This is a genomic window from Cellulomonas sp. GTC20042, assembly GCF_055389595.1.
In genome coordinates, this window is sequence record NZ_AP043678.1 from 1,887,470 (window position 1) to 1,910,285 (window position 22,816).

General features: G+C 74.9%; 21 protein-coding genes and 1 riboswitch. All 21 genes read left to right on the forward strand.

Going from position 1 to position 22,816, the window contains the following annotated elements:
* Positions 1 to 155: 155 nt before the first annotated feature.
* A complete protein-coding gene (gene pyrR / locus ACZ5HG_RS08665) occupies positions 156 to 746 on the forward strand; it encodes a bifunctional pyr operon transcriptional regulator/uracil phosphoribosyltransferase PyrR (RefSeq protein WP_464181831.1) in 591 nt (196 codons plus the stop codon).
* Positions 743 to 1,795, forward strand: a complete 1,053-nt coding sequence (locus ACZ5HG_RS08670; protein WP_464181833.1) for an aspartate carbamoyltransferase catalytic subunit — start codon at positions 743 to 745, stop codon at positions 1,793 to 1,795. Before pyrR ends, ACZ5HG_RS08670 begins: the two co-directional genes overlap by 4 nt.
* Positions 1,792 to 3,174 carry a dihydroorotase gene (locus ACZ5HG_RS08675; RefSeq protein WP_464181835.1) on the forward strand — a complete coding sequence of 461 codons (1,383 nt, stop codon included), beginning with the start codon at positions 1,792 to 1,794 and terminating at the stop codon, positions 3,172 to 3,174. The genes ACZ5HG_RS08670 and ACZ5HG_RS08675 overlap by 4 nt, the downstream gene beginning before the upstream one ends.
* On the forward strand, positions 3,159 to 3,716 hold the full coding sequence (locus ACZ5HG_RS08680; RefSeq protein ID WP_464181837.1) for a PH-like domain-containing protein: 558 nt from the start codon (positions 3,159 to 3,161) through the stop codon (positions 3,714 to 3,716). Before ACZ5HG_RS08675 ends, ACZ5HG_RS08680 begins: the two co-directional genes overlap by 16 nt.
* Positions 3,713 to 4,906: a glutamine-hydrolyzing carbamoyl-phosphate synthase small subunit gene (gene carA, locus ACZ5HG_RS08685; protein WP_464181839.1), complete on the forward strand. Its 1,194-nt coding sequence runs from the start codon at positions 3,713 to 3,715 to the stop codon at positions 4,904 to 4,906. Before ACZ5HG_RS08680 ends, carA begins: the two co-directional genes overlap by 4 nt.
* Entirely contained in the window at positions 4,906 to 8,250 is a 3,345-nt protein-coding gene (gene carB, locus ACZ5HG_RS08690; RefSeq protein WP_464181841.1) for a carbamoyl-phosphate synthase large subunit, read from the forward strand. Before carA ends, carB begins: the two co-directional genes overlap by 1 nt.
* A gap of 86 nt (positions 8,251 to 8,336) precedes the next feature.
* Entirely contained in the window at positions 8,337 to 9,164 is an 828-nt protein-coding gene (gene pyrF / locus ACZ5HG_RS08695; RefSeq protein WP_464182131.1) for an orotidine-5'-phosphate decarboxylase, read from the forward strand.
* A 240-nt stretch (positions 9,165 to 9,404) separates the two neighbouring features.
* Positions 9,405 to 9,692 carry a hypothetical protein gene (locus ACZ5HG_RS08700; protein ID WP_464181843.1) on the forward strand — a complete coding sequence of 96 codons (288 nt, stop codon included), beginning with the start codon at positions 9,405 to 9,407 and terminating at the stop codon, positions 9,690 to 9,692.
* A gap of 61 nt (positions 9,693 to 9,753) precedes the next feature.
* Entirely contained in the window at positions 9,754 to 10,506 is a 753-nt protein-coding gene (locus ACZ5HG_RS08705; protein ID WP_464181844.1) for an ABC transporter ATP-binding protein, read from the forward strand.
* Positions 10,503 to 11,714 (forward strand): DUF7224 domain-containing protein, encoded by a 1,212-nt coding sequence (locus tag ACZ5HG_RS08710; protein WP_464181846.1) that lies wholly within the window; start codon positions 10,503 to 10,505, stop codon positions 11,712 to 11,714. Before ACZ5HG_RS08705 ends, ACZ5HG_RS08710 begins: the two co-directional genes overlap by 4 nt.
* Positions 11,711 to 12,418: a hypothetical protein gene (locus ACZ5HG_RS08715; RefSeq protein ID WP_464181848.1), complete on the forward strand. Its 708-nt coding sequence runs from the start codon at positions 11,711 to 11,713 to the stop codon at positions 12,416 to 12,418. The genes ACZ5HG_RS08710 and ACZ5HG_RS08715 overlap by 4 nt, the downstream gene beginning before the upstream one ends.
* 132 nt (positions 12,419 to 12,550) lie before the next feature.
* The gene (gene mihF / locus ACZ5HG_RS08720; RefSeq protein ID WP_464181849.1) at positions 12,551 to 12,862 is read left to right on the forward strand and encodes an integration host factor, actinobacterial type; all 312 of its coding nucleotides are present in this window, start codon (positions 12,551 to 12,553) and stop codon (positions 12,860 to 12,862) included.
* 68 nt (positions 12,863 to 12,930) lie between these two features.
* Positions 12,931 to 13,500 carry a guanylate kinase gene (gene gmk / locus ACZ5HG_RS08725; protein WP_464181850.1) on the forward strand — a complete coding sequence of 190 codons (570 nt, stop codon included), beginning with the start codon at positions 12,931 to 12,933 and terminating at the stop codon, positions 13,498 to 13,500.
* 45 nt (positions 13,501 to 13,545) lie between these two features.
* The gene (gene rpoZ, locus ACZ5HG_RS08730) at positions 13,546 to 13,809 is read left to right on the forward strand and encodes a DNA-directed RNA polymerase subunit omega (RefSeq protein WP_464181851.1); all 264 of its coding nucleotides are present in this window, start codon (positions 13,546 to 13,548) and stop codon (positions 13,807 to 13,809) included.
* Between the two features lie 10 nt (positions 13,810 to 13,819).
* Positions 13,820 to 15,043 carry a bifunctional phosphopantothenoylcysteine decarboxylase/phosphopantothenate--cysteine ligase CoaBC gene (coaBC, locus tag ACZ5HG_RS08735; protein ID WP_464181852.1) on the forward strand — a complete coding sequence of 408 codons (1,224 nt, stop codon included), beginning with the start codon at positions 13,820 to 13,822 and terminating at the stop codon, positions 15,041 to 15,043.
* A 9-nt stretch (positions 15,044 to 15,052) separates the two neighbouring features.
* Positions 15,053 to 16,270 (forward strand): methionine adenosyltransferase, encoded by a 1,218-nt coding sequence (gene metK / locus ACZ5HG_RS08740; protein ID WP_464181853.1) that lies wholly within the window; start codon positions 15,053 to 15,055, stop codon positions 16,268 to 16,270.
* Between the two features lie 5 nt (positions 16,271 to 16,275).
* Entirely contained in the window at positions 16,276 to 18,546 is a 2,271-nt protein-coding gene (locus ACZ5HG_RS08745) for a primosomal protein N' family DNA-binding protein (protein ID WP_464181854.1), read from the forward strand.
* Positions 18,543 to 19,160 (forward strand): HAD-IA family hydrolase, encoded by a 618-nt coding sequence (locus ACZ5HG_RS08750; RefSeq protein ID WP_464181855.1) that lies wholly within the window; start codon positions 18,543 to 18,545, stop codon positions 19,158 to 19,160. The genes ACZ5HG_RS08745 and ACZ5HG_RS08750 overlap by 4 nt, the downstream gene beginning before the upstream one ends.
* Before the next feature lie 10 nt (positions 19,161 to 19,170).
* Positions 19,171 to 20,139, forward strand: a complete 969-nt coding sequence (gene fmt, locus ACZ5HG_RS08755) for a methionyl-tRNA formyltransferase (RefSeq protein WP_464181858.1) — start codon at positions 19,171 to 19,173, stop codon at positions 20,137 to 20,139.
* On the forward strand, positions 20,136 to 21,815 hold the full coding sequence (locus ACZ5HG_RS08760) for an RsmB/NOP family class I SAM-dependent RNA methyltransferase (protein WP_464181860.1): 1,680 nt from the start codon (positions 20,136 to 20,138) through the stop codon (positions 21,813 to 21,815). Before fmt ends, ACZ5HG_RS08760 begins: the two co-directional genes overlap by 4 nt.
* 48 nt (positions 21,816 to 21,863) lie before the next feature.
* Positions 21,864 to 22,529 (forward strand): ribulose-phosphate 3-epimerase, encoded by a 666-nt coding sequence (gene rpe / locus ACZ5HG_RS08765; protein WP_464181861.1) that lies wholly within the window; start codon positions 21,864 to 21,866, stop codon positions 22,527 to 22,529.
* 154 nt (positions 22,530 to 22,683) lie between these two features.
* Positions 22,684 to 22,815, forward strand: a riboswitch (FMN riboswitch).
* Position 22,816: the final 1 nt, after the last annotated feature.

Sequence of the window (22,816 nt, forward strand, 5' to 3'; positions counted from 1 at the left end):
CGGGCGCGCACAGCCTGCGCGGCCGCACGCGGGCGTGGCGAGGGTCACGCGCGCAGAGCGCGGACGCACGCGGCGACCCCTGCGCGACCGCTGTAAGGTGCACACGACAGGCAGTCCTTTAACACCGTCCCGTGAGGCGGGGAAGGAGCGGCCGGATGATGTCCGGTACCCCCGTGCCCGACGAGGTCCCTGCGGACTCCGCAGCGACCACCGTCCTGGGCGAGAACGACGTGGCACGCGCGCTGACGCGCATCGGGCACGAGATCCTCGAGCGGAACAAGGGTGGTGCGGACGTCGTCGTCCTCGGCATCCCGACCCGCGGCGTCCCGCTGGCGCGCCGGCTCGCGGAGCGTCTGGCAGCGGTCGAGCCCGGCCTGGTGGCCGAGCAGCTCGTCGGCAGCCTGGACGTGACGATGTACCGGGACGACCTGGCGCAGCACCCCACCCGCACGATCGGCCAGACGCTGGTGCCCCCGGCGGGCGTCGACGGCAAGGTCGTGGTGCTGGTGGACGACGTGCTGTTCTCCGGCCGGACGATCCGTGCGGCCCTGGACGCGATCAACGACCTGGGCCGCCCGCGCGCGGTGCAGCTGGCCGCCCTGGTGGACCGGGGTCACCGCGAGCTGCCGATCCGGGCGGACTACGTGGGCAAGAACCTGCCGACGTCGACCTCGGAGCGGGTGCACGTGCTGCTCGCCGAGACCGACGGCCGGGACGCCGTGGTGATCGAGGGGGGCGCGCGATGAGGCACCTGCTCTCGACCACCGACCTGGACCGGGCCGGCGCGATCCGGGTGCTGGACACCGCCGCGCAGATGGCGGCGACCCAGGGCCGGCAGATCAAGAAGCTGCCCACGCTGCGCGGCCGCACGGTGGTCAACCTGTTCTTCGAGGACTCGACGCGCACGCGGATCTCCTTCGAGACTGCGGCCAAGCGGCTGTCTGCCGACGTGATCAACTTCTCGGCCAAGGGGTCGAGCGTGTCCAAGGGCGAGTCGCTCAAGGACACCGCGCTGACCCTGCAGGCGATGGGCGCGGACGCGATCGTGGTCCGGCACCAGGCCTCCGGCGCCCCGCACACGCTGGCCCACGCGGGCTGGACCGACGCGCGGGTGGTGAACGCCGGTGACGGCACGCACCAGCACCCGACGCAGGCGCTGCTGGACGCGTTCACGATCCGGCGGCACCTGGTGGGCACGCCGGACAACCCGGACGGTGTCGGGCTCGACCTCCACGGGCTGCACGTGGCGGTGGTCGGCGACGTGCTGCACAGTCGGGTGGCGCGGTCGAACGTGGACCTGCTGCACACCCTCGGCGCGCGGGTGACGCTGGTCGCCCCGCCGACGCTGCTGCCGGTGGGCGTGGGCCCGTGGCCGGCGGCGGTGTCCTACCACCTGGACGAGGTGCTGGCCCAGGGCCCCGACGCGGTGATGATGCTCCGCGTGCAGCGTGAGCGGATGTCGACGGCGGGTGGCGGGTTCTTCCCGAGCCCGCTGGAGTACACGCGGCTGTACGGGCTGGACGCGCGCCGGATGGCGGCGCTGCCGGACCACGCGATCGTGCTGCACCCCGGGCCGATGAACCGCGGGCTGGAGATCTCGGCCGACGCGGCGGACTCGGAGCGCGCGGTGATCGTCGAGCAGGTCGCGAACGGCGTGGCCGTGCGGATGGCGGTGCTGTACCTGCTGCTCGCCGGCGACGGCGACATCGGTGCGCCGCCCGCCACCGGGGCTGTGCCCGAGGTCCCCGCCCTGACCGCCATGCCGAAGACGATCGCCGAGGTGAGCGCCCGATGACCACGAGCTACCTGCTGCGCGGTGTCGCCCCGCTGGGCGGCGACCCCACCGACGTGCTGGTCGAGGGCGGCCTGGTCGCCGCGATCGGCCCCGACGCCGAGGACGCCGCCGCCGGCGTGCCGGACGACCTGCGGGTGATCGACGGTGCCGGCCTGGTGCTGCTGCCCGGCCTGGTCGACCTGCACACCCACCTGCGCGAGCCCGGCCGGGAGGACGCCGAGACGATCGTCTCCGGCACCCGCGCCGCCGCGGTCGGCGGGTTCACCGCGGTGCACGCGATGGCGAACACCACCCCCACCCAGGACACCGCCGGCGTGGTGGAGCAGGTGTGGCGGATCGGCCGCGAGGCGGGCTGGGCGGACGTGCACCCGGTCGGCGCGGTGAGCGTCGGGCTGGCGGGGGAGCACCTCGCCGAGCTCGGGGCGATGGCCGACTCGGCCGCCCGGGTGCGGGTGTTCTCCGACGACGGCAGGTGCGTGCACGACCCGGTGCTGATGCGCCGCGCGCTGGAGTACGTGAAGGCCTTCGGCGGGGTGATCGCCCAGCACGCGCAGGAGCCCCGGCTGACCGAGGGCGCCCAGATGCACGAGGGCGTGGTCTCCGCGGAGATCGGCCTGGCCGGCTGGCCGGCGGTCGCCGAGGAGGCGATCATCGCCCGCGACGTGCTGCTGGCCGAGCACGTGGGATCGCGGCTGCACGTGTGCCACCTGTCGACCGCCGGCTCGGTGGACCTGATCCGCTGGGCCAAGTCGCGCGGGATCGAGGTGACCGCCGAGGTCACCCCGCACCACCTGGTGCTCACCGACGAGGAGGCGCGCGGCTACGACCCGGTGTTCAAGGTCAACCCGCCGCTGCGCACCCAGGCCGACGTGGACGCGGTCCGCGAGGGCCTGGCCGACGGGACGATCGACATCGTCGCCACCGACCACGCCCCGCACACCCGCGAGGACAAGGACTGCGAGTGGGCCGCCGCCGCCTTCGGCATGACCGGCCTGGAGACCGCTCTGTCCGTGGTGCAGCAGACCATGGTGGACACCGGCCGGATGACCTGGGCGGACGTCGCCCGGGTGCTGTCGCAGGCCCCCGCACGGATCGGCCAGGTCGAGAGCCACGGCCGGCCGATCGCGGTGGGGGAGCCCGCCAACCTGGTGCTGGTCGACCCGGCCGCCCGGCGCGTGGTGCGCCCGGAGGAGCAGGCCACCGCCTCGGCGAACTCGCCGCTGCGCGGCCGTGAGCTGCCCGGACGGGTGGTGGCGACCTTCCTGCGCGGCCGGGCCACCGTGCTCGACGGCGTGCCGCAGGACGACCCGGACGCCGGCCCCGGCGCCCCGACCGCCCTCGGCCGGGAGGCCCAGCAGCCGGCGTGGGTGACCCGCTGATGCCGGTCTGGCTGTCGGTCACGCTGATGATCGCCCTCGCGGTGGTCGGGCTGGCCGCCATGCTCGTCGGCTGGCGGCACCGGCTGCGCCGCAGCACCGCCGAGGTCGCGGCACCGCCCGCCGTCCCCGAGCCCGACGCGCTGGGCGCGCCCCGCACGGACGAGATCCAGGCCACCTACGTGTCCACCACCCGGGCCGGCGACTGGCTGGACCGGGTGACCGCGCACGGCCTCGGCGTGCGCTCGGCGGCCACCGTGCGCGTGCACGAGGCGGGCGTGGTGCTGCGACGACGAGGGGCGCCGGACGTGTTCGTCCCGCGCGCGGCGCTGCGTGCGGTGGGCACCTCCGGCGGCATGGCCGGCAAGGTGGTCGGCGGCGAGGGCCTGGTCGTGCTGACCTGGGCCCCCGACCCGGACGACCCCCGCGGCCTCGACACCGGCCTGCGCCTGCGGCACCCCCACGAGGGCGAGCAGCTAGCGCGCGAGGCCCAGGACCTGATCGGATCGACGCCCGCCGCGCGCGGGCCTGAGGAGACACCATGACGGACGCACTGCTGGTCCTGGAGGACGGGCGGACGTTCACCGGCGAGGCCTACGGGGCCACCGGCGAGACCTGGGGCGAGATCGTCTTCAACACCGGCATGACCGGCTACCAGGAGACCCTGACCGACCCGAGCTACCACAAGCAGATCGTCGTGATGACGGCGCCGCACATCGGCAACACCGGCGTCAACGACGAGGACCCCGAGTCGGGCCGGATCTGGGTGTCCGGCTACGTGGTGCGCGACCCTGCACGCCGGGCGTCGTCCTGGCGGGCGCAGCGCACCCTGGACGAGGAGCTGGCGGCGCAGGGCGTGGTCGGGATCTCCGGCCTGGACACCCGCGCGCTCACCCGGCACCTGCGCGAGCGCGGCGTGATGCGCGCGGCGATCGTCTCGGGCGAGGCCCTGCTGGACGGCTCCGGCCGCACCCGTGACCCGGAGGACCTGGTGGAGGCGGTGCGCCGCTCCCCGCAGATGGCCGGCGCCGACCTCGCCGCCGAGGTGTCCACCGACGCCGCCTACGTGGTGCCCGCGCTGGCCCCCGACGGCACGCCGCTGGCCGAGCCGGTGGCGCGGGTCGCCGCCGTGGACCTCGGGATCAAGGCGATGACCCCGCACCGGATGGCCGAGCGCGGCATCGAGGTGCACGTGCTGCCCGCCGCCTCCACGATCGAGGACGTGCTGGCCGTGAGCCCGGACGGCGTGTTCTTCTCCAACGGCCCCGGCGACCCCGGCGCCGCCGTGCACGAGGTCGAGCTGCTCCGCGAGGTGCTGGACCGCAAGATCCCGTTCTTCGGCATCTGCTACGGCAACCAGATCCTCGGGCGCGCGCTCGGCTACGGCACCTACAAGCTGGGCTACGGCCACCGCGGCGTGAACCAGCCGGTGATGGACCGCGCCACCGGCAAGGTCGAGATCACCGCGCACAACCACGGCTTCGCGGTGGACGCCCCGCGCGACGAGGTCTCGGTGGCCCCGCACGACGGTGGCCGCTACGGCCGGGTGACCGTCTCGCACATCGACCTCAACGACGACGTGGTGGAGGGTCTCCAGGCGCTCGACCTGCCCGCGTTCTCCGTGCAGTACCACCCGGAGGCCGCCGCCGGCCCGCACGACGCCGCCTACCTGTTCGACCGGTTCCTGGACCTCATGCGCCCGGCGACCGCCACCACCGAAGGGACGGACGCCTGATGCCGCGCCGCACCGACATCCAGTCCGTCCTCGTCATCGGCTCCGGCCCGATCGTCATCGGGCAGGCCTGCGAGTTCGACTACTCCGGCACCCAGGCGTGCCGGGTGCTCAAGGAGGAGGGCCTGCGGGTCGTCCTGGTGAACTCCAACCCGGCGACGATCATGACCGACCCGGAGTTCGCCGACGCGACCTACGTGGAGCCGATCACCACCGAGGTGCTCACCACGATCATCGCCAAGGAGCGCCCGGACGCCATCCTGCCGACCCTCGGCGGGCAGACCGCGCTCAACGCGGCCATCGCGCTGGACGAGGCCGGGGTGCTCGAGGAGTACGGCGTCGAGCTGATCGGCGCCAACATCCCCGCCATCCAGAAGGGCGAGGACCGCGAGCAGTTCAAGCAGGTGGTCGAGGTCTGCGGCGGCGAGTCCGCGCGCTCCGCGATCATCCACGACATCGACGCCGCGCTGGTGGCCGTCGAGGACCTCGGCTACCCGGTGGTCGTCCGCCCGTCCTTCACCATGGGCGGCCTGGGCTCCGGCATCGCCTACGACGAGGCCGACCTGCGCCGGATCGTCGGCCAGGGCCTGCACTACTCGCCGACCACCGAGGTGCTCCTGGAGGAGTCGATCCTCGGCTGGAAGGAGTTCGAGCTCGAGCTGATGCGCGACAAGCACGACAACGTCGTGGTGGTCTGCTCGATCGAGAACGTCGACCCGGTCGGCGTGCACACCGGCGACTCGGTGACCGTCGCCCCGGCGCTCACCCTGACCGACCGCGAGTACCAGCGGCTGCGCGACATCGGCATCGCCGTGATCCGCGAGGTCGGCGTCGACACCGGCGGCTGCAACATCCAGTTCGCGATCGACCCGCAGACCGGCCGGATCATCGTGATCGAGATGAACCCGCGCGTGTCCCGCTCCTCGGCGCTGGCGTCCAAGGCCACCGGCTTCCCGATCGCCAAGATCGCCGCCCGCCTGGCCGTCGGCTACACGCTGGACGAGATCCCGAACGACATCACCGGCTCCACCCCGGCGTCCTTCGAGCCCACCCTCGACTACGTGGTGGTCAAGGTGCCGCGGTTCGCCTTCGAGAAGTTCCCGGCGGCCGACCCGACGCTGACCACCACCATGAAGTCGGTCGGCGAGGCGATGGCCCTGGGCCGCTCCTTCACCGAGGCGCTGGGCAAGGCGCTGCGGTCGATCGACAAGAAGGGCGCCACCTTCCACTGGGACGGCGAGGCCCTGACCGGCGACGCGCTGGCTGCGCTGACCGCGACGATCTCCCGGCCGACCGAGCGCCGCCTGGTCGACGTGCAGCAGGTGCTGCGTGCGGGCACCTCGGTGGACGAGGTCTACGCGCTCACCGGGATCGACCCGTGGTTCCTCGACCAGATCCAGCTGATGAACGAGGTGGCCGCCGAGACCGCCGCCGCCCCGGACCTCACCCGCCGGGTGCTCACCCGCGCCAAGCGGCACGGGCTGTCCGACGTGCAGGTCGCCGCGCTGCGCGGGATCAGCGAGGACGTCGTCCGGCAGGTCCGGCACGCCCTCGGCGTCCGCCCGGTCTACAAGACCGTGGACACCTGCGCCGCCGAGTTCGCCGCCCGCACCCCATACCACTACTCGTCCTACGACGAGGAGTCCGAGGTCGCGCCGCGCACCCGTCCGGCCGTGCTGATCCTGGGCTCCGGCCCGAACCGGATCGGCCAGGGGATCGAGTTCGACTACTCCTGCGTGCACGCGACGCTGGCGCTCAAGGGCGAGTACGAGACCGTCATGGTCAACTGCAACCCCGAGACGGTCTCCACCGACTACGACACGGCCGACCGGCTGTACTTCGAGCCGCTGACCTTCGAGGACGTCCTCGAGGTCTACGAGGCGGAGAAGGCCGCCGGCCCGGTCGCCGGGATCATCGTGCAGCTCGGCGGGCAGACCCCGCTGAGCCTGGCGCAGCGCCTCGCCGACGCGGGCCTGCCGATCCTCGGCACCTCCCCGGAGGCGATCGACGCCGCCGAGGACCGTGGCGAGTTCGGCAAGGTGCTCGCCGCCGCGGGTCTGCCGGCCCCGGCCTTCGGCACCGCGACCACGCTGGAGGGCGCGCGGGAGACCGCCCGCCGGATCGGCTTCCCGGTGCTGGTCCGCCCGTCCTACGTGCTGGGCGGGCGCGGCATGGAGATCGTCTACGGCGAGGAGCAGCTGACCGAGTACGTGCAGCGCGCGCTCGCCGACGCCAGCACCACCGGGCGGCCGGGCACCATCCCGCCGCTGCTGATCGACCGGTTCCTGGACGACGCGATCGAGATCGACGTGGACGCCCTGTACGACGGCACCGAGCTGTTCCTCGGCGGCGTGATGGAGCACATCGAGGAGGCCGGCATCCACTCCGGCGACTCGGCCTGCGTGCTGCCCCCGGTGACGCTGTCGGCCTCCGAGCTGGACCGGATCCGGGTGTCCACCGAGGCCATCGCCCGGGGCGTCGGCGTGCGCGGCCTGCTGAACATCCAGTTCGCGCTGGTCAGCGACGTGCTCTACGTGCTGGAGGCCAACCCGCGCGCCTCGCGCACCGTGCCCTTCGTGTCCAAGGCCACCGGCGTCCCGCTGGCCAAGGCCGCCGCCCTGGTGATGACCGGCCGCACGATCGCGGACCTGCGCGCCTCCGGCGTGCTGCCGGCCACCGACGCCGGGGTGATCGACCTCGACGCGCCGATCGCCGTCAAGGAGGCCGTGCTGCCGTTCAAGCGGTTCCGCACCGCCGACGGCACCGTGGTCGACACCGTGCTCGGCCCGGAGATGCGCTCCACCGGCGAGGTCATGGGCTTCGACACCGACTTCCCGACCGCCTTCGCCAAGTCGCAGTCCGCGGCCTTCGGCGGCCTGCCCGCCAGCGGCACCGCGTTCATCTCGGTCGCCGACCGGGACAAGCGGTCGATCGTGTTCCCGGTGAAGCGGCTCGCGGAGCTCGGCTTCGAGATCCTCGCCACCGAGGGCACCGCCGCCGTGCTGCGCCGCTCCGGCATCTCCTCGCGGGTGGTGCGCAAGTTCTCCCGCGGGCAGGGTCCGGCGGGGGAGCCGACGATCGTGGACCTGATCAGCGCCGGCGAGGTGGACATCGTGGTGAACACGCCGTCCGGCCAGGGCGCCCGCGCCGACGGCTACGAGATCCGCGCGGCCACCACCGCCGCCGACAAGGCGATCGTGACGACCGTGCAGCAGCTGTCGGCCGCCGTGCAGGCGATCGAGGCGCTGGCCGCCGGGCCGTTCCGGGTCGCCAGCCTGCAGGAGCACGACGCGCGCACCGCCGAGCGTCGGGCCGCCGCGTCGGCCGGCGCCGGGGCCGTGGCGTGAGTGGGGCGCACGCCGCCGCGCCGACTGCCGGAGCCGGTGCCGGGGCCTCGGGGCGGGTGCCGTTCGGTGCCCGCCTCGGCGCGGCGATGGCCGCGCACGGCCCGCTGTGCGTCGGCATCGACCCGCACGCCACGCTGCTGGCCGACTGGGGGCTGACCGACGACGCCGCGGGGCTGCGCCGGTTCGCCCTGACCGTGCTGGAGGCGGTGGCCGGGACCGTCGCCGCGGTGAAGCCGCAGGCGGCGTTCTTCGAGCGGCACGGCTCCGCCGGCGTCGCGGTGCTCGAGGAGGTCGTCGCGATCGGCCGGGAGACCGGCACCCTGGTGATCGTCGACGCCAAGCGCGGCGACATCGGCTCCACCATGGGCGGCTACGCCGACGCGTTCCTGCGCGACGGGTCGCCGCTGGCCGGCGACGCGCTGACCGTCTCGCCCTACCTCGGCTTCGGCTCGCTGACCCCCGCCGTCGAGGCCGTGCACGCCACCGGGCGCGGGCTGTTCGTGCTCGCGCTCACCTCCAACCCCGAGGGCGCCTCCGTGCAGCACGCGCGGGACGCCGACGGGGTCGCGGTGGCGGCACGGATCGCCGCCGAGGCCGCCGCGCTGAACGCCGCCGAGGTGGCGGGGGAGCCGGCGGGCACCCTCGGCTCGGTCGGGCTCGTGGTCGGTGCCACCATCGGCGACGCCGCACGACGCCTCGACGTGGACCTGGCCGCCGTGCGCGGGCCGCTGCTGGCGCCCGGCGTGGGCGCCCAGGGGGCAGGACCCGCGGAGCTCGCCGCCGTCTTCGGTGACGCGCGGCCGGCGGTGCTCGCCTCCTCCTCGCGCGGGGTGCTGCGCGCGGGCCCGGACGTGGGCGCGCTGCGGGACGCCGCGCGGGCGGCGGCGGACGCCGCGGGGGCCGCGCTGCGCTGAGAGGACCTCTCCGGAGCACGACGGCGCCTGGCGCCGCGTCACGCCGGGTCGGTGCGATCAGCACCGGCCCGGCGTCGTGCGTCGAGGGGGCGGACGAAAGCGCAAGGTGCAGCCTTCTGACCTGCGGACCGTTGCTAGGTTCACCCCGTTCGGGTGTCACCCGAACGGGTGGATGAGCGCTGCCTGCGTACGTGCAAAGCGGTGCTCGGCCATGCCGACGACCGATCTCAGGAGTTCGACATGCTGTCCCGTCTCTGTGCCATCGCTTTCACGCTGCTCGCGGTGATCGGCGCTCCCGCCGTCGCCTCGGCGCAGCCGGCCGACGCGGCGCTGTCCTGCTGGACGACGACCTACAACACCGTCGGCAAGGGGACCTGCGACAACGGCCCGGGCACGTGGAAGGTGCAGGTGAACTGCCACTGGCAGGTGGCGCAGAGCTCGGGCTGGATCAACCAGCGCTCGGGTCGGACCAACCTGTACGCCGAGTGCATCTCGCGGGCCACGGGGACCTTCATCCACATCCGCTGACATCGCGGTCGGGTGCGGTGTCGCGCCGCACCCGACCGTTGCCGATCCGGGAGGTTCTTCCGTGCTCGACCTGATCGACCTGTCTCATCGCTATCCGCGTGCTGACACCTGGGCCGTGCGCGGGTTCACCCAGTCCTTCCGGCCGGGGATCACCGGTCTGCTCGGTCCGAACGGCGCCGGTAAGTCCACGCTGATCCGGATGATCACGACCTCCGACCGCCCCACCACGGGCACGATCCGCTGGGACGGCGTCGAGGTGACCACCCGTGCGTCGCTGCGCACCCTGCGGCGCGACCTCGGCTACCTGCCCCAGCACGTGGACTTCGACCACGGAGCCCGGTGCCGTGACGTGCTCGAGTACCTCGCCTGGCTCAAAGAGATTCCTCGAGGCAGCCGTGACGCGGAGGTGCGACGGGTGCTGGCGGCCGTCGGCCTGTCCGACCACGGGCGGACCCGGGTCCGGACGTTGTCGGGAGGGATGCGTCAGCGGCTCGGCCTTGCGCAGGCGCTGCTCGGTGCACCGCGTCTCGTCGTGCTCGACGAGCCGTCGGTCGGGCTTGACCCGCTCCAACGCCAGGAGCTGCGGGTCGTGCTGCGCGACATCGCGTCCCGCGCGGTGGTGCTGTTCAGCACGCACCAGTTCGAGGAGGTCGCGGCACTGGGTGGACGTGCCGTCGTCATGTCCGCCGGACGTGCGCCGTTCTCCGGGACCGTGGACGAGCTCGCCCGGATCGGCGGTGGCTCTGCTGACTCGGTGAACGCGCTCGAGCGTGGTCTGCTCACGTTCTTCGCGCAGGACGGGGAGGAGCGATGATCCGGCTGCTGGCCCCGTGGCGCGGACCGCTCTCGGCCTGGGTGGCCGGCACGGCCGTGATGGTGGCCACCCTCCTGCTGCGCGACCGCGACTGGACCTCTGTCTGGTCGCTCGCTTCCGCTGCGGCCGATCTCGGCGTGCTTCTCGGAGCGCCGGCGATCGCGGCGACCGCCTGCCTCGACGCGCAACGCCGGCGCCGCCAGCAGTCCCGTGACCTGCTCACGAGCACACCACGTCCGGTCGTCGTCCGGCGGGCTCTCGAGCTGGTGCGACCGGTCGCCGTCGCGGTGGCGGTCGCGCTCTGCACCCACGGCGTCGCGTGGGTCCTGGCGGTCCTCGAGGGAGCCTCCGGGCGTCCGATGCTCGGGTATCCGGCCCTCACCGCGCTCACGCTCGCCATCGCCGCGGTGGTCGGTCATGCGGTGGGGGTGGCGTTGCGCGGGAGGATCGTCTCCCTCGCCGTCGCGCTGGCAGTCTTCGCCACGATCTACCTCGTGCGCGTCGAGGGCATGGACTACTGGTTCGTCGTGCGTGGCTGGCCCCAGCTCGCGGTGTCGCCGGGCGCGCTCGTCGCGCGTGCCGCGATTCTTGCCGCCCTGGTGCTGCTGGTCCTTCTCGCCTCGCGGTCCGACCTGATGCGGACCTGGTCCGCGGCGATGGCCCTCGTCGCCACGGTGATCCTCGCGTCGACGGCGGGTCCGCCGATCGAGCCTCGTCGACCTGACGGCGCCGAGTGCACCAGCGGTGCCGTCATGGTCTGCCTGTGGCCGGACAACCGCGCACGGATCTCGAGCGTGGAACGAGCGGCGCGTGCTGCCGAGGCGGCGGTGGCAGGGACCTTGCCGCCTCCGGCGGAACCTCTGCTCGAGGAAGGGCTCGCAGGGCCCTCGGACGCGGTCGGCTCCGGTGTCACCCTGCGGATGGGTGGGCCGGGGATCGCCTCCTCGGTCGCGTCGGAGTGGTTGAACCAGTTCCCGTCCTGCCCGACGGTCGGTTCCTGGGACAGCGTCGACAGCGAGGCGTGGACCGCCTGGTCGATGTGGGTCGAGGGGCGGATCGCCGAGGCCTACCGCACGCCCGCGCCGCAGTGGATCGGCGCGGGCCGCTCGCAGCAGGTCGAGGTGGATGCCGTGCTCGATCTGCCGGAGCACGAGCAGATCGCATGGGCGGCGACCCGTGCACTGCGAGCGCAGGGCTGCGAGGCGTGAGGTTGCCGCGGGGCTTCCTCCGTGAGCACCAGGTGGTCGGCGCGCTGCTGCTGCTCCTCGGCTCAGGAACGGTGCTGTGGTTCTGCGGCGGTGTCGCGATCCCGCTGCCCGGCATCGATCTCCCGGTTCCGCTGGCTTCGATCGTCCCCGGTGCCCTGGTAGCGGTCTGTTTCGGCTGTCTCGACGGCGGCGACATGGTCTGGGCGGAGCATCTCGCCCCGCGCGACCTCGGGCCCGCTCGCGTGCTGGCTCTCGGTGCGGGGCTGCTCCTGGTCGCAGCCGTGACCTTCGCGACCGGCGCGCGGGCCTTCGACGCCACGGCGGCGTGGGTGCTGGTCCGGGCGCTCGGTGCGGTGGCCGGTCCGGCGGCGGTCGGGTGGCTGCTCGGAGGTCGCTCCGCGGCGTCGGTCGTCGCGATCGCCTCGTGCGTCGCTGTCGTGATCGTGGGGCAGCAGGCCGCCATCGCGGCGGGTGCCTGGTCGCCCTGGGCGCTGCTGCCGGCCGGATCGGTGCTCGGGTGGCTCCTGGCATCGGCGGGAGTCGTGGTGTCGATCGCCGCGGTGGCGTCGCGCGATGTCGTGCAGGCACGTGGCGGGCGAGCGCCGCGCAGGCTCGGATCGGTTCGACCTCGCCCCGGGACCGGTTCCGGGCCGACGGAGATGGTGGCGCGGCGCCGTCACCAGCGAAACGACACGGCGCCGTGACGTGCCGGGCGGCGATTCCCGTGCCATCCTCGGACGAAGGACCCCCGGGGCGGCGCGACGTCGCACCGGACCGAGGGCCCCGCAGTTCCCCGTCCAACCGCCTCCACAGACAGTGACGAGAAGGTGACTCACGTGGCACTTCCGACTCTCACCCCCGAGCAGCGCGCAGCGGCGCTCGAGAAGGCCGCCGCCGCGCGCCAGGCCCGCGCGGAGGTCAAGAACAAGCTGAAGTACTCCCAGGGCACGCTCTCGGAGGTGATCAAGCTCGGCCAGCAGGACGAGACGATCGGCAAGCTCAAGGTGCTCGCCCTGCTCGAGTCCCTGCCCGGAGTGGGTAAGGTCAAGGCACGCCAGATCATCTCCGAGGTGGGCATCTCGGAGACCCGGCGCGTCCGCGGGCTCGGCCCGCACCAGGTGAAGGCGCTGGTCGACCGCTTCGGGTGAGTCGTCCGCACCGGACGTCCCCCGCGGTCCCACCAGGGACCGCCGACACGCAGGAGCACCAGAAGAGCATGACGACGCCTCGCGCCCGGCTCACCGTTCTCGCCGGACCGACCGCCGTCGGCAAGGGCACCGTGTCCGCCGATCTGCGGGCCCGGTACCCCGAGGTGTGGCTCTCCGTGTCGGCCACCACCCGCGCGCCTCGCCCCGGCGAGGTGGACGGGGTGCACTACCACTTCGTCACGACGGAGCAGTTCGACGCCTGGGAGGCGGCGGGCGAGTTCCTGGAGACCGCGGTGGTGCACGGCAGGAACCGCTACGGCACCCCCCGGCGGCCGGTCGAGGAGCGACTGGCCGCCGGGGAGCCCGCGCTGCTCGAGATCGACCTGCAGGGCGCCCGGCAGGTCCGCACGACCATGCCGGACGCGCAGTTCGTGTTCCTGGCGCCGCCGTCCTTCGACGAGTTGGTCCGCCGACTGGTCGGTCGCGGCACCGAGGACGCCGAGGAGCGGGAGCGCCGGCTGGCCACCGCCCGGGTCGAGCTGGCCGCCGAGGCGGAGTTCGACCACGTGATCGTCAATGACGACGTGCGACGTGCCACGGACGAGCTGGTCGGCCTGATGGGACTGCCGACCAGGTAGACTGACCCGCAGTCCCCATCACCAGCATCGTCAACGGGAGCCACCGTGTCCGGAACCGTCGCCCAGCCCATCGGCATCACCGACCCGCCGATCGACCGCCTGCTGGAGCGCGCCGACTCCAAGTACGCGCTCGTCATCTACTCGGCCAAGCGCGCCCGTCAGATCAACGCGTACTACTCGCAGCTCAACGAGGGCCTGCTCGAGTACGTCGGCCCGCTGGTGGACACCCGCCCGCAGGAGAAGCCGCTGTCCATCGCCATGCGCGAGATCGACGCCGGCCTGCTGACCGTCACGGCCAACGAGGCCTGAGCCTCCCGCCGTGCGCATCGTCCTCGGCGTCGCCGGCGGGATCGCGGCGTACAAGGCCGCGCTCGTCCTGCGGCTGCTGACCGAGGCCGGTCACGACGTCCGGGTGGTGCCCACGCGCGCCGCCCTGGAGTTCGTCGGGCGGGCCACCTGGGAGGCCCTGTCGGGCCACCCGGTCACCGCCGAGGTCTTCGAGGACGTCCCCGAGGTGCAGCACGTGCGCCTCGGGCGGCATGCCGACCTGGTGCTGGTCGTCCCCGCGACCGCCGACCTGCTGTCGCGGGCGGCCACCGGGCGCGCGGACGACCTGCTCGCCGCGACGCTGCTCACCGCCACCTGCCCGGTGCTCATGGCCCCCGCCATGCACACCGAGATGTGGCAGCACCCCGCGACCCGGGCCAACGTGGCGACCCTGCGCGAGCGCGGCGTGCACGTGCTCGACCCGGACTCCGGCCGGCTCACCGGCGCCGACACCGGCCCCGGCCGGCTGCCCGAGCCCGAGGCGATCGTCGAGGCGGCGCTGGGCCTGGTGCACGCCGACGGCACGCCTCGTGAACGTGACCTGGTCGGACGCTCCGTCGTGGTCTCCGCCGGCGGCACCCGCGAGGCGCTGGACCCGGTGCGGTTCCTCGGCAACCGGTCCTCCGGGCGGCAGGGCGTCGCGCTCGCCCGCACCGCGCTCGCCCGGGGAGCCCGCGTGACGCTGGTCGCCGCGAACCTCACCGTGCCGCCGCCCGCCGGCGTGCGCGTGGTGACCGTCGAGTCCACCGCCGAGCTGCGCACCGCCGTGCGCGCCGAGGCCGCCGAGGCCGACGTCGTGGTGATGGCCGCCGCGGTGGCGGACTTCCGCCCCGCCGAGGCCGGCGAGCACAAGATCAAGAAGTCCGCCGACGGCACGGTCCCGCCGCTCGCGCTGGTGCAGAACCCCGACATCCTGGCCGAGCTGGCCGCCGACCGGCCGCGCCCCGGACAGCTCGTCGTCGGCTTCGCGGCCGAGACCGGCGACGCCCAGGGCGACGTGCTGCACCACGGGCGGGCCAAGGCGCTGCGCAAGGGTGCCGACCTGCTCGCCGTGAACGCCGTCGGTGGCGGCCTCGGCTTCGGGACCACGGACAACGCGCTGACGATCCTCGACGGGACCGGCGAGGTCGTGCTGAGCGCCGAGGGCAGCAAGGCCGACGTGTCCGACCGGCTCTGGGACGCCGTCGCGGCACTTCTGGGGTCCGCGCCCCGGTAGCCTGGGCGCATGACCGATGCCTCTCTGCGCCTGTTCACGTCCGAGTCGGTGACCGAGGGCCACCCCGACAAGATCTGCGACCAGATCTCGGACGCGATCCTGGACGCGATCCTCGAGCAGGACCCGGCGGCCCGCGTGGCGGTGGAGACCATGGTGACCACCGGTCTCGTGCACGTGGCCGGCGAGGTCACCACCAGCGCGTACGTCGAGATCCCGCAGATCGTGCGCGAGGTCGTGCGCGGCATCGGCTACACCTCCTCGGACATCGGCTTCGACGGCGACTCCTGCGGCGTGTCGGTCTCGATCGGCCAGCAGTCCCCGGACATCGCCCAGGGCGTCGACAAGGCCTGGGAGTCCCGCCAGGACGCCGCCGACCACGACCCGCTGGACCTCCAGGGCGCCGGCGACCAGGGCCTGATGTTCGGCTACGCCAGCGACGACACCCCGAGCCTGCTGCCGCTGCCGATCTGGCTGTCGCACCGGCTCGCCGAGCGGCTGACCCAGGTCCGCAAGGACGGCACCGTCCCCGGGCTGCGCCCCGACGGCAAGACCCAGGTCACCGTGGAGTACGACGGCGACCGCGCGGTCCGCCTCGACACCGTCGTGCTGTCCACCCAGCACGAGCCCGACGTGCAGCTCGAGACCCAGCTCGCCCCGGCCATCGCCGAGCACGTGGTCGCCCCGGTGCTCGCCGTGCTCGCCGAGCACGGGCTGGAGCTCGACACCAGCGACTACCGGCTGCTGGTCAACCCGACCGGCCAGTTCGTGATCGGTGGCCCGCAGGGCGACGCCGGCCTGACCGGCCGCAAGATCATCGTCGACACCTACGGCGGCATGGCCCGCCACGGCGGCGGCGCGTTCTCCGGCAAGGACCCGTCGAAGGTCGACCGCTCCGCCGCCTACGCGATGCGCTGGGTCGCCAAGAACGTGGTGGCCGCCGGGTTCGCGACGCGCTGCGAGGTGCAGGTCGCCTACGCCATCGGCAAGGCCCAGCCCGTCGGCCTCTACGTGGAGACCTTCGGCACCGGCACCGTGCCCGTCGAGCGCCTCACCGCCGCGATCCGCGAGGTGTTCGACCTGCGGCCCGCCGCGATCATCCGTGACCTCGACCTGCTCCGGCCGATCTACCGGTCCACCGCCGCCTACGGGCACTTCGGCCGCGACCTGCCGGAGTTCACCTGGGAGCGCACGGACCGCGTCGACGCGCTGCGGGCCGCACTGGCCTGACCCGCGTGGCGGAGGTCCCGGAGCAGCCGACCCTCGCCGGCCTGGCCGACGCCGGGGCCGTGCGCGCCCCCGCGCGGGCGACGCGCCGTCGTGCCCGAGCACGGGACGTCGAGGTCGAGCCGGCCGCCGACCTGCCAGTGGCCCGGGTCGCGGTGGAGCTGTCGCCGCCGCACCTGGACCGCACCTTCGAGTACCTGGTGCCCGCCGCCATGGACGCCGACGCGCGCCCGGGCGTGCGGGTCAAGGTGCGCTTCGGTGCGCAGGACGTCGACGGCTACCTGCTGGAACGGGTGGCCGAGGCCGAGCACGACGGCGACCTGCTGCCGCTGCGCCGGGTGGTCTCCGCCGAGCCGGTGCTCAGCCCCGCGGTGGCGCGGCTCGCGCGCGCGGTGGCTGACCACTACGCGGGCACCCTCGCCGACGTGCTGCGGCTGGCGGTGCCGCCCCGGCACGCGCGGACGGAGCAGGCGGCGCGCGGGGGCGCGGCGGCTGCGGGCGACGCGGACGGTGCTGCGGGCGATCCGGCCGCCTCCGACGGCGGGGCGCACGATCCTGCGGGGCCTGGATCGCCGGCGCTCGATGCCGCCTCCGATGGCACGACGCCCGCCCGCGCCCTCGACCCTGCCGCGCCCGGACACCTCACTGGCACCGCGTGGGCGCCGTACCGCAGCGGACCCGCGTTCCTCGCCCACCTCGCCGCCGGCGGATCGCCCCGTGCCGCCCTGGCCGCCCTGCCCGGACCGGCGGGGGAGCGCTGGCCGGACGCCGTCGCGCAGGCCGTCGCGGCGACGCTGGTCAGCGGGCGCGGCGCGGTGGTCGTGGTGCCCGACGCGCGCGACCTGGACCGGGTGTGCGCAGCCCTCGACGCCGCCGGGGTGCCCGCGTGGGACGAGGCGAGCGGCACGGCGTCCTACGTGCGGCTGACCGCCGACGACGGCCCGTCCCGCCGCTACCGGGCGTTCCTCGCGGCGCTGCACGGCCGCGCGCGGGTGGTGGTCGGCACCCGGGCGGCGGCCTTCGCCCCGGTGGCGGACCTGGGCCTGGCGGTGTGCTGGGACGACGGCGACGACCTGCACGCCGAGCCGCGCGCCCCCTACCCGCACGTGCGCGAGGTGCTGAGCCTGCGCGCGGAGACCGAGGGCAGCGCCCTGCTGCTCGCCGCCCACGCGCGCACCGTCGAGGTGCAGGCGCTGGTCGCGTCCGGCTGGGTGCGGGAGGTGGCCGCCGACCGCGCGGAGGTGCGGCGCCGGGCGCCCCGGGTGCGGGCGCTGACCAGCGTCGAGCTCGCCCGCGAGGGCGCCGCCGCGGCGGCGAGGCTGCCGGGGGAGGCGTGGCGCACGATCCGCGAACGGCTGGCGGACGGACCGGTGCTGGTGCAGGTACCCCGCGCCGGGTACCTGCCGGTGGTGGCCTGCGCGCGCTGCCGTGCGGTCGCCCGGTGCACCACCTGCCACGGGCCGTTGCAGCTCACCTCCGGCGACGCCACCGCGCAGTGCGGCTGGTGCGGGCGGCTCGCGACGCGCTGGCGGTGCGACGCCTGCGGGCACGGAGCGTTCCGCTCGGTGGTGGTGGGCTCCGACCGCACCGCCGAGGAGCTCGGCCGGGCGTTCACCGGCGTGACGGTCCGGACCTCCGGCGCGCGGTCCAGCGCGGGGGTGCTCGCGACCGTGCCGGATCGGCCCGCCCTGGTCGTCGCGACCACGGGTGCCGAGCCGGTGGCGCCCGGGGGGTACGCGGCGGCAGTGCTGCTGGACGCGGCGGTGACCACGGGGTCGACGTCGCTGCGTGCCACCGAGGAGTCGCTGCGCCGGTGGATGGTCGCGGCGGCGCTGGTCCGGCCGGCGGCGGACGGGGGACAGGTGCTGCTGGTCGGCGACGGCGCGGAACGGCCCACGCAGGCACTGGTCCGGTGGGATCCCGTCGGGCTGGCGGCGCGCGAGCTGACCGAGCGGCAGGAGGTGCGGCTGCCGCCGGCGGTGCGCGTCGCCGAGCTGACCGGCACCCGCGAGGTGGTCGCGGCGGTGCTGTCCCGGGTGGACCTGCCGGAGGGCGCCGACGTGCTCGGGCCGGTGCCGATGCCCGAGCCGCACGGCGGCGGGGGACCGGGCGGGGCGGTGCAGGTGTCGCTGGACCCGCCGGTGCGCACGCTGGTGCGGGTGCCGACCGCCGAGGGCCGCCGGCTGGCCCGCGCGCTGGCGGCGTCGTTGGCCGTGCGCAGCGCCCGCCGCGAGGGCGGCAGCGTGCGGGTGCGGCTCGATCCGGGGGAGATGCTGTGAGATCCGTGACGACCGTGGTGCTCGACCTGGGCAACGTGCTGGTGCGCTGGGACCCGACGCTGCCCTTCGCGGGCTGGCTGAGCGACGCCGAGGTGCAGCGGTTCTTCGACGACGTCGACTTCCCGGCGCTCAACCTGCGCCAGGACGCCGGGCGCCCGTGGGCCGAGGCGCGGGCGGAGGTCGCCGCCACCCACCCCGAGCACGTGGCCGCGCTGGACCGGTACGTGGAGCGGTTCGCCGACTCCCTGCCCGGGCCGGTGCCGGGATCGGCCGCCCTGGTCGAGGAGCTGCGCGCCGCCGGGGTGCGGCTGCTCGGGCTGACGAACTGGTCCGCGCAGACCTTCCCGCACGCGGTGCCGGCGGCCCCGGCGATCGGTCTGCTGGAGGACGTGCTGGTGTCCGGGCACGAGGGGATCGCCAAGCCGGACCCGGCGATCTTCCGGCTGCTGGCCGAGCGCTACGGGCTCGACCCGGCGCGCACGCTCTTCGCCGACGACTCCCCGCGGAACGTCGCCGCGGCGGCCGCCGAGGGTTACGTCGCCGTGCTGTTCACCGACGCCGTGAGCCTGCGGGCGGACCTGGTCGCGCACGGGGTGCTGCCCGCCACGGCCTAGGATCGGGCCCATGCGCCTGCTCTTCGCCGGGACGCCCGAGGTGGCGCTGCCCTCCCTGGACGCCCTGCTCGCCTCCCGTCACGAGGTCGTCGCCGTCCTCACCCGCCCCGACGCCCGGTCCGGCCGCGGTCGCACCCTGCGGCCCAGCCCGGTCAAGGAGCGCGCGCTGGAGGCCGGCATCGAGGTGCTGACCCCGGAGCGGCTGAGCGAGGACGGCTTCGCGGAGCGGCTGCGCGAGATCGCGCCCGACGCGGCGCCCGTGGTGGCCTACGGCAACCTCGTCCCGCAGTGGGCGCTGGACGTGCCCCGGCACGGCTGGGTGAACCTGCACTTCTCCGTGCTGCCGGCCTGGCGTGGCGCCGCGCCCGTGCAGTACTCCGTGATCAGCGGTGACGAGGTCACCGGCGCGAGCACGTTCCTGCTGGAGAAGGGCCTGGACACCGGCCCCGTGCTCGGCACCCTCACCGAGACGATCCGCCCGCGCGACACCGCCGGCGACCTGCTCGGTCGGCTCGCCGACGCGGGCAGCGGCCTGCTGGTGCACACGCTCGACGCCCTGGAGGACGGGGTGATCCTGCCGCAGCCGCAGCCCGCCGAGGGGATCAGCCTGGCGCCCCGGCTCACCACCGAGGACGCACGGGTCCGCTGGGCGCACCCCGCGCTGGCCGTCGACCGGCGGGTGCGCGGTTGCACCCCCGCGCCGGGCGCCTGGACGACGCTGCCGGACGGGTCGCGGCTCGGGCTGGGACCGGTGCTGCCGGTGCCGGAGGTGACGGACCTGGCGCCCGGCGAGGTGCGGGTGGGACGGTCCGAGGTGCTGGTCGGCACGGGCACGCACGCGGTCCGGCTGGGCGACGTGCGCCCGGCGGGCAAGCGGGCGATGGCGGCGGCGGACTGGGCGCGCGGGGCGCGTCCGGCCGAGGGCACGGTGCTGGGTGCGACGGACGCGACCGGCGCGACGGCCGGGGCGGACGCGTGAGCGGGCGTCGGCAGGACGGCCCGGGCTTCGGTGGACGGCCGGGTGCCGGGTCGGGCGGCAGCGAGCGGCCGGGTGCCGGGTCGGGCGGCAGCGAGCGGCCGGGTGCCGGGTCGGGCGGCAGCGGACGGCCGGGTGCCGGGTCGGGCGGCAGCGAGCGGTCGCGGACCGGGGGGCGGTCCGACGGCGGCCGTGACGGCGGCGCGCCGGGTGGTGGCGGGCACCGTGGTCCCCGTCGTCGCACCGCGGCGGCGCCGTCCCAGCGCCGGCGTGGGGGCGACCCCGCCCGCACCGCGGCCTTCGACGTGCTGCGCGAGGTGGACGGCTCGGACGCCTACGCGAACCTGGTGCTGCCCCCGCTGCTGCGCGAGCGCGGCATCCGGGGCCGTGACGCGGGCTTCGCCACCGAGCTGGCCTACGGGACGCTGCGGCTGCGCGGCCGGTACGACGCGGTGATCGCCCAGTGCATCGGTGGCCGCGCGATCGAGGACGTCGACCCCCCGGTGCTCGACCTGCTGCGTCTCGGCGCGCACCAGCTGCTCGGGATGCGGGTGCCGCCGCACGCGGCGGTGTCGGAGACGGTCGGCCTGGCACGCGAGACGGTGGGCGCGGGGGCGGCGCAGTTCGTCAACGCGGTGCTGCGCGCGGTCGGTCGCGAGGACCTGGACGGCTGGCTGTCCCGGATCGGTGACGCCGCCGACCCCGAGGGCACGGACACGGTGGCGCGGCTCGCGGCGACCGAGAGCCACCCCGGCTGGGTGACGCGGGCGCTGCGCGAGGCGCTGCTCGGTCACGGACGGTCCGCGGAGGAGCTCGGCGACCTGCTGCGGGCGGACAACGCGGCCCCGCAGGTCTGCCTGGTGGCGCGCCCGGGGCTGATCGACCCGGCGGACCTGCTCGCGCAGGCGGGGCCGGACGCGGTGCCGGGCCGGTGGGCGCCGACCGCGATGACCCTGGCCGGCGGCGATCCGGCCGGGCTGCCGGCGGTGCGCAGCGGACGCGGCGGGGTGCAGGACGAGGGCAGCCAGCTCGTCGCGCTGGCCCTGGCGGCGGCCCCGCTGGACGGTGCCGACGAGCGCTGGCTGGACCTGTGCGCGGGCCCGGGCGGCAAGGCGGCGCTGCTGGCGGCGCTCGCGGGCGAGCGGGGTGCGCGGCTGGTGGCGAACGAGGTGCAGCCGCACCGTGCGCGCCTGGTCGAGCACGCGGTGCACGCCGCCCCGGCGGGTGCGGTGGAGGCGGTCCGGGTAGGTGACGGCCGGGACGTCGGCGCCGCCGAGCCCGGGGCCTACGACCGGGTGCTGCTCGACGCGCCGTGCACCGGTCTCGGGGCGCTGCGGCGCCGGCCGGAGTCGCGCTGGCGGCGGACCCCGGGCGACCTGGCGGCCCTGAGCGCGTTGCAGCGCGAGCTGCTGGTCTCGGCGCTGCGCGCGGTGCGGGTCGGCGGGGTCGTCGGCTATGTGACCTGCTCGCCGCACCTGGCCGAGACCCGGCTCGCCGTGCTGGACGCCCAGCGCGCCGCCACGAAGGCCGGTCTGGGCTCGGAGGTGCTGGACGCGCGCGCGGTCGTCACCGGGATCGCCCCGGAGATCGACCTGCCGGAGCGCCCCGACGTGCAGCTCTGGCCGCACGTGCACGGCACCGACGCGATGCACCTCACGCTGCTGCGCCGCACGGCGTGACGGCGGTGCGCGGCGGGCGCGCCGCGGGGCGTGGCTAGGCTGGACGCCGTGCCCGCTCTGATCAGCCCCAGCATCCTGTCCGCCGACTTCACCAACCTCGAGCGCGACCTGCACCGGATCGCCCGGGCGGACTACGCGCACGTGGACGTGATGGACAACCACTTCGTGCCGAACCTCACGCTCGGCCTGCCGATCGTGCAGCGGATCGTCGAGGTGTCCCCGGTGCCGATCGACGTGCACCTGATGATCGAGGACGCCGACCGCTGGGCGATCGAGTACGCCCGCGCCGGTGCCGCCTCGGTGACCTTCCACGCCGAGGCCGCGCAGGCGCCGGTGCGTCTGGCCCGCGAGCTGCGTGCCGCCGGCACCCGGGCGTCGATCGCGCTGCGCCCGGCGAGCCCGGTGGAGCCGCTGCTCGACCTGCTGCCCGAGTTCGACATGGTGCTGGTGATGACCGTGGAGCCCGGCTTCGGGGGCCAGTCGTTCATCGAGGGCACCCTGCCGAAGATCCGCCGGCTGCGCGCCGCGATCGACGCCGCCGGTGCCGACACCTGGATCCAGGTGGACGGCGGGGTGAGCCGGTCCACGATCGGGACGGTGGCGGCCGCGGGTGCGAACGTCTTCGTCGCGGGATCCGCGGTCTACGGGGCGGAGGACCCGGGCGCCGAGATCGACACCCTGCGCACCCTCGCCGACGAGGTGCTGGCGGGCTGATCCCCTTTCGCGGCGTTGCCGTCCGCCGAGTTCGGTGGTTCGTGCGAGAAGAGCGCCCCGGAACCACCGAACTCGGCCCGAACCACCGAACTCGCGAGCGGGGGAGTGGGCGGGTGGGAATGGTTGCTGTGGCATGATCGTTGCAGCAGCAGCAACACGTGCTCCGGGGTCGGTGTAATTCCGAGCCGGCGGTGACAGTCCGCGACCCGCGATCGCTTCGGCGTGACCGGTTGACCTGGTGGAAATCCAGGACCGACGGTGAAAGTCCGGATGGGAGGAGTCGTGGC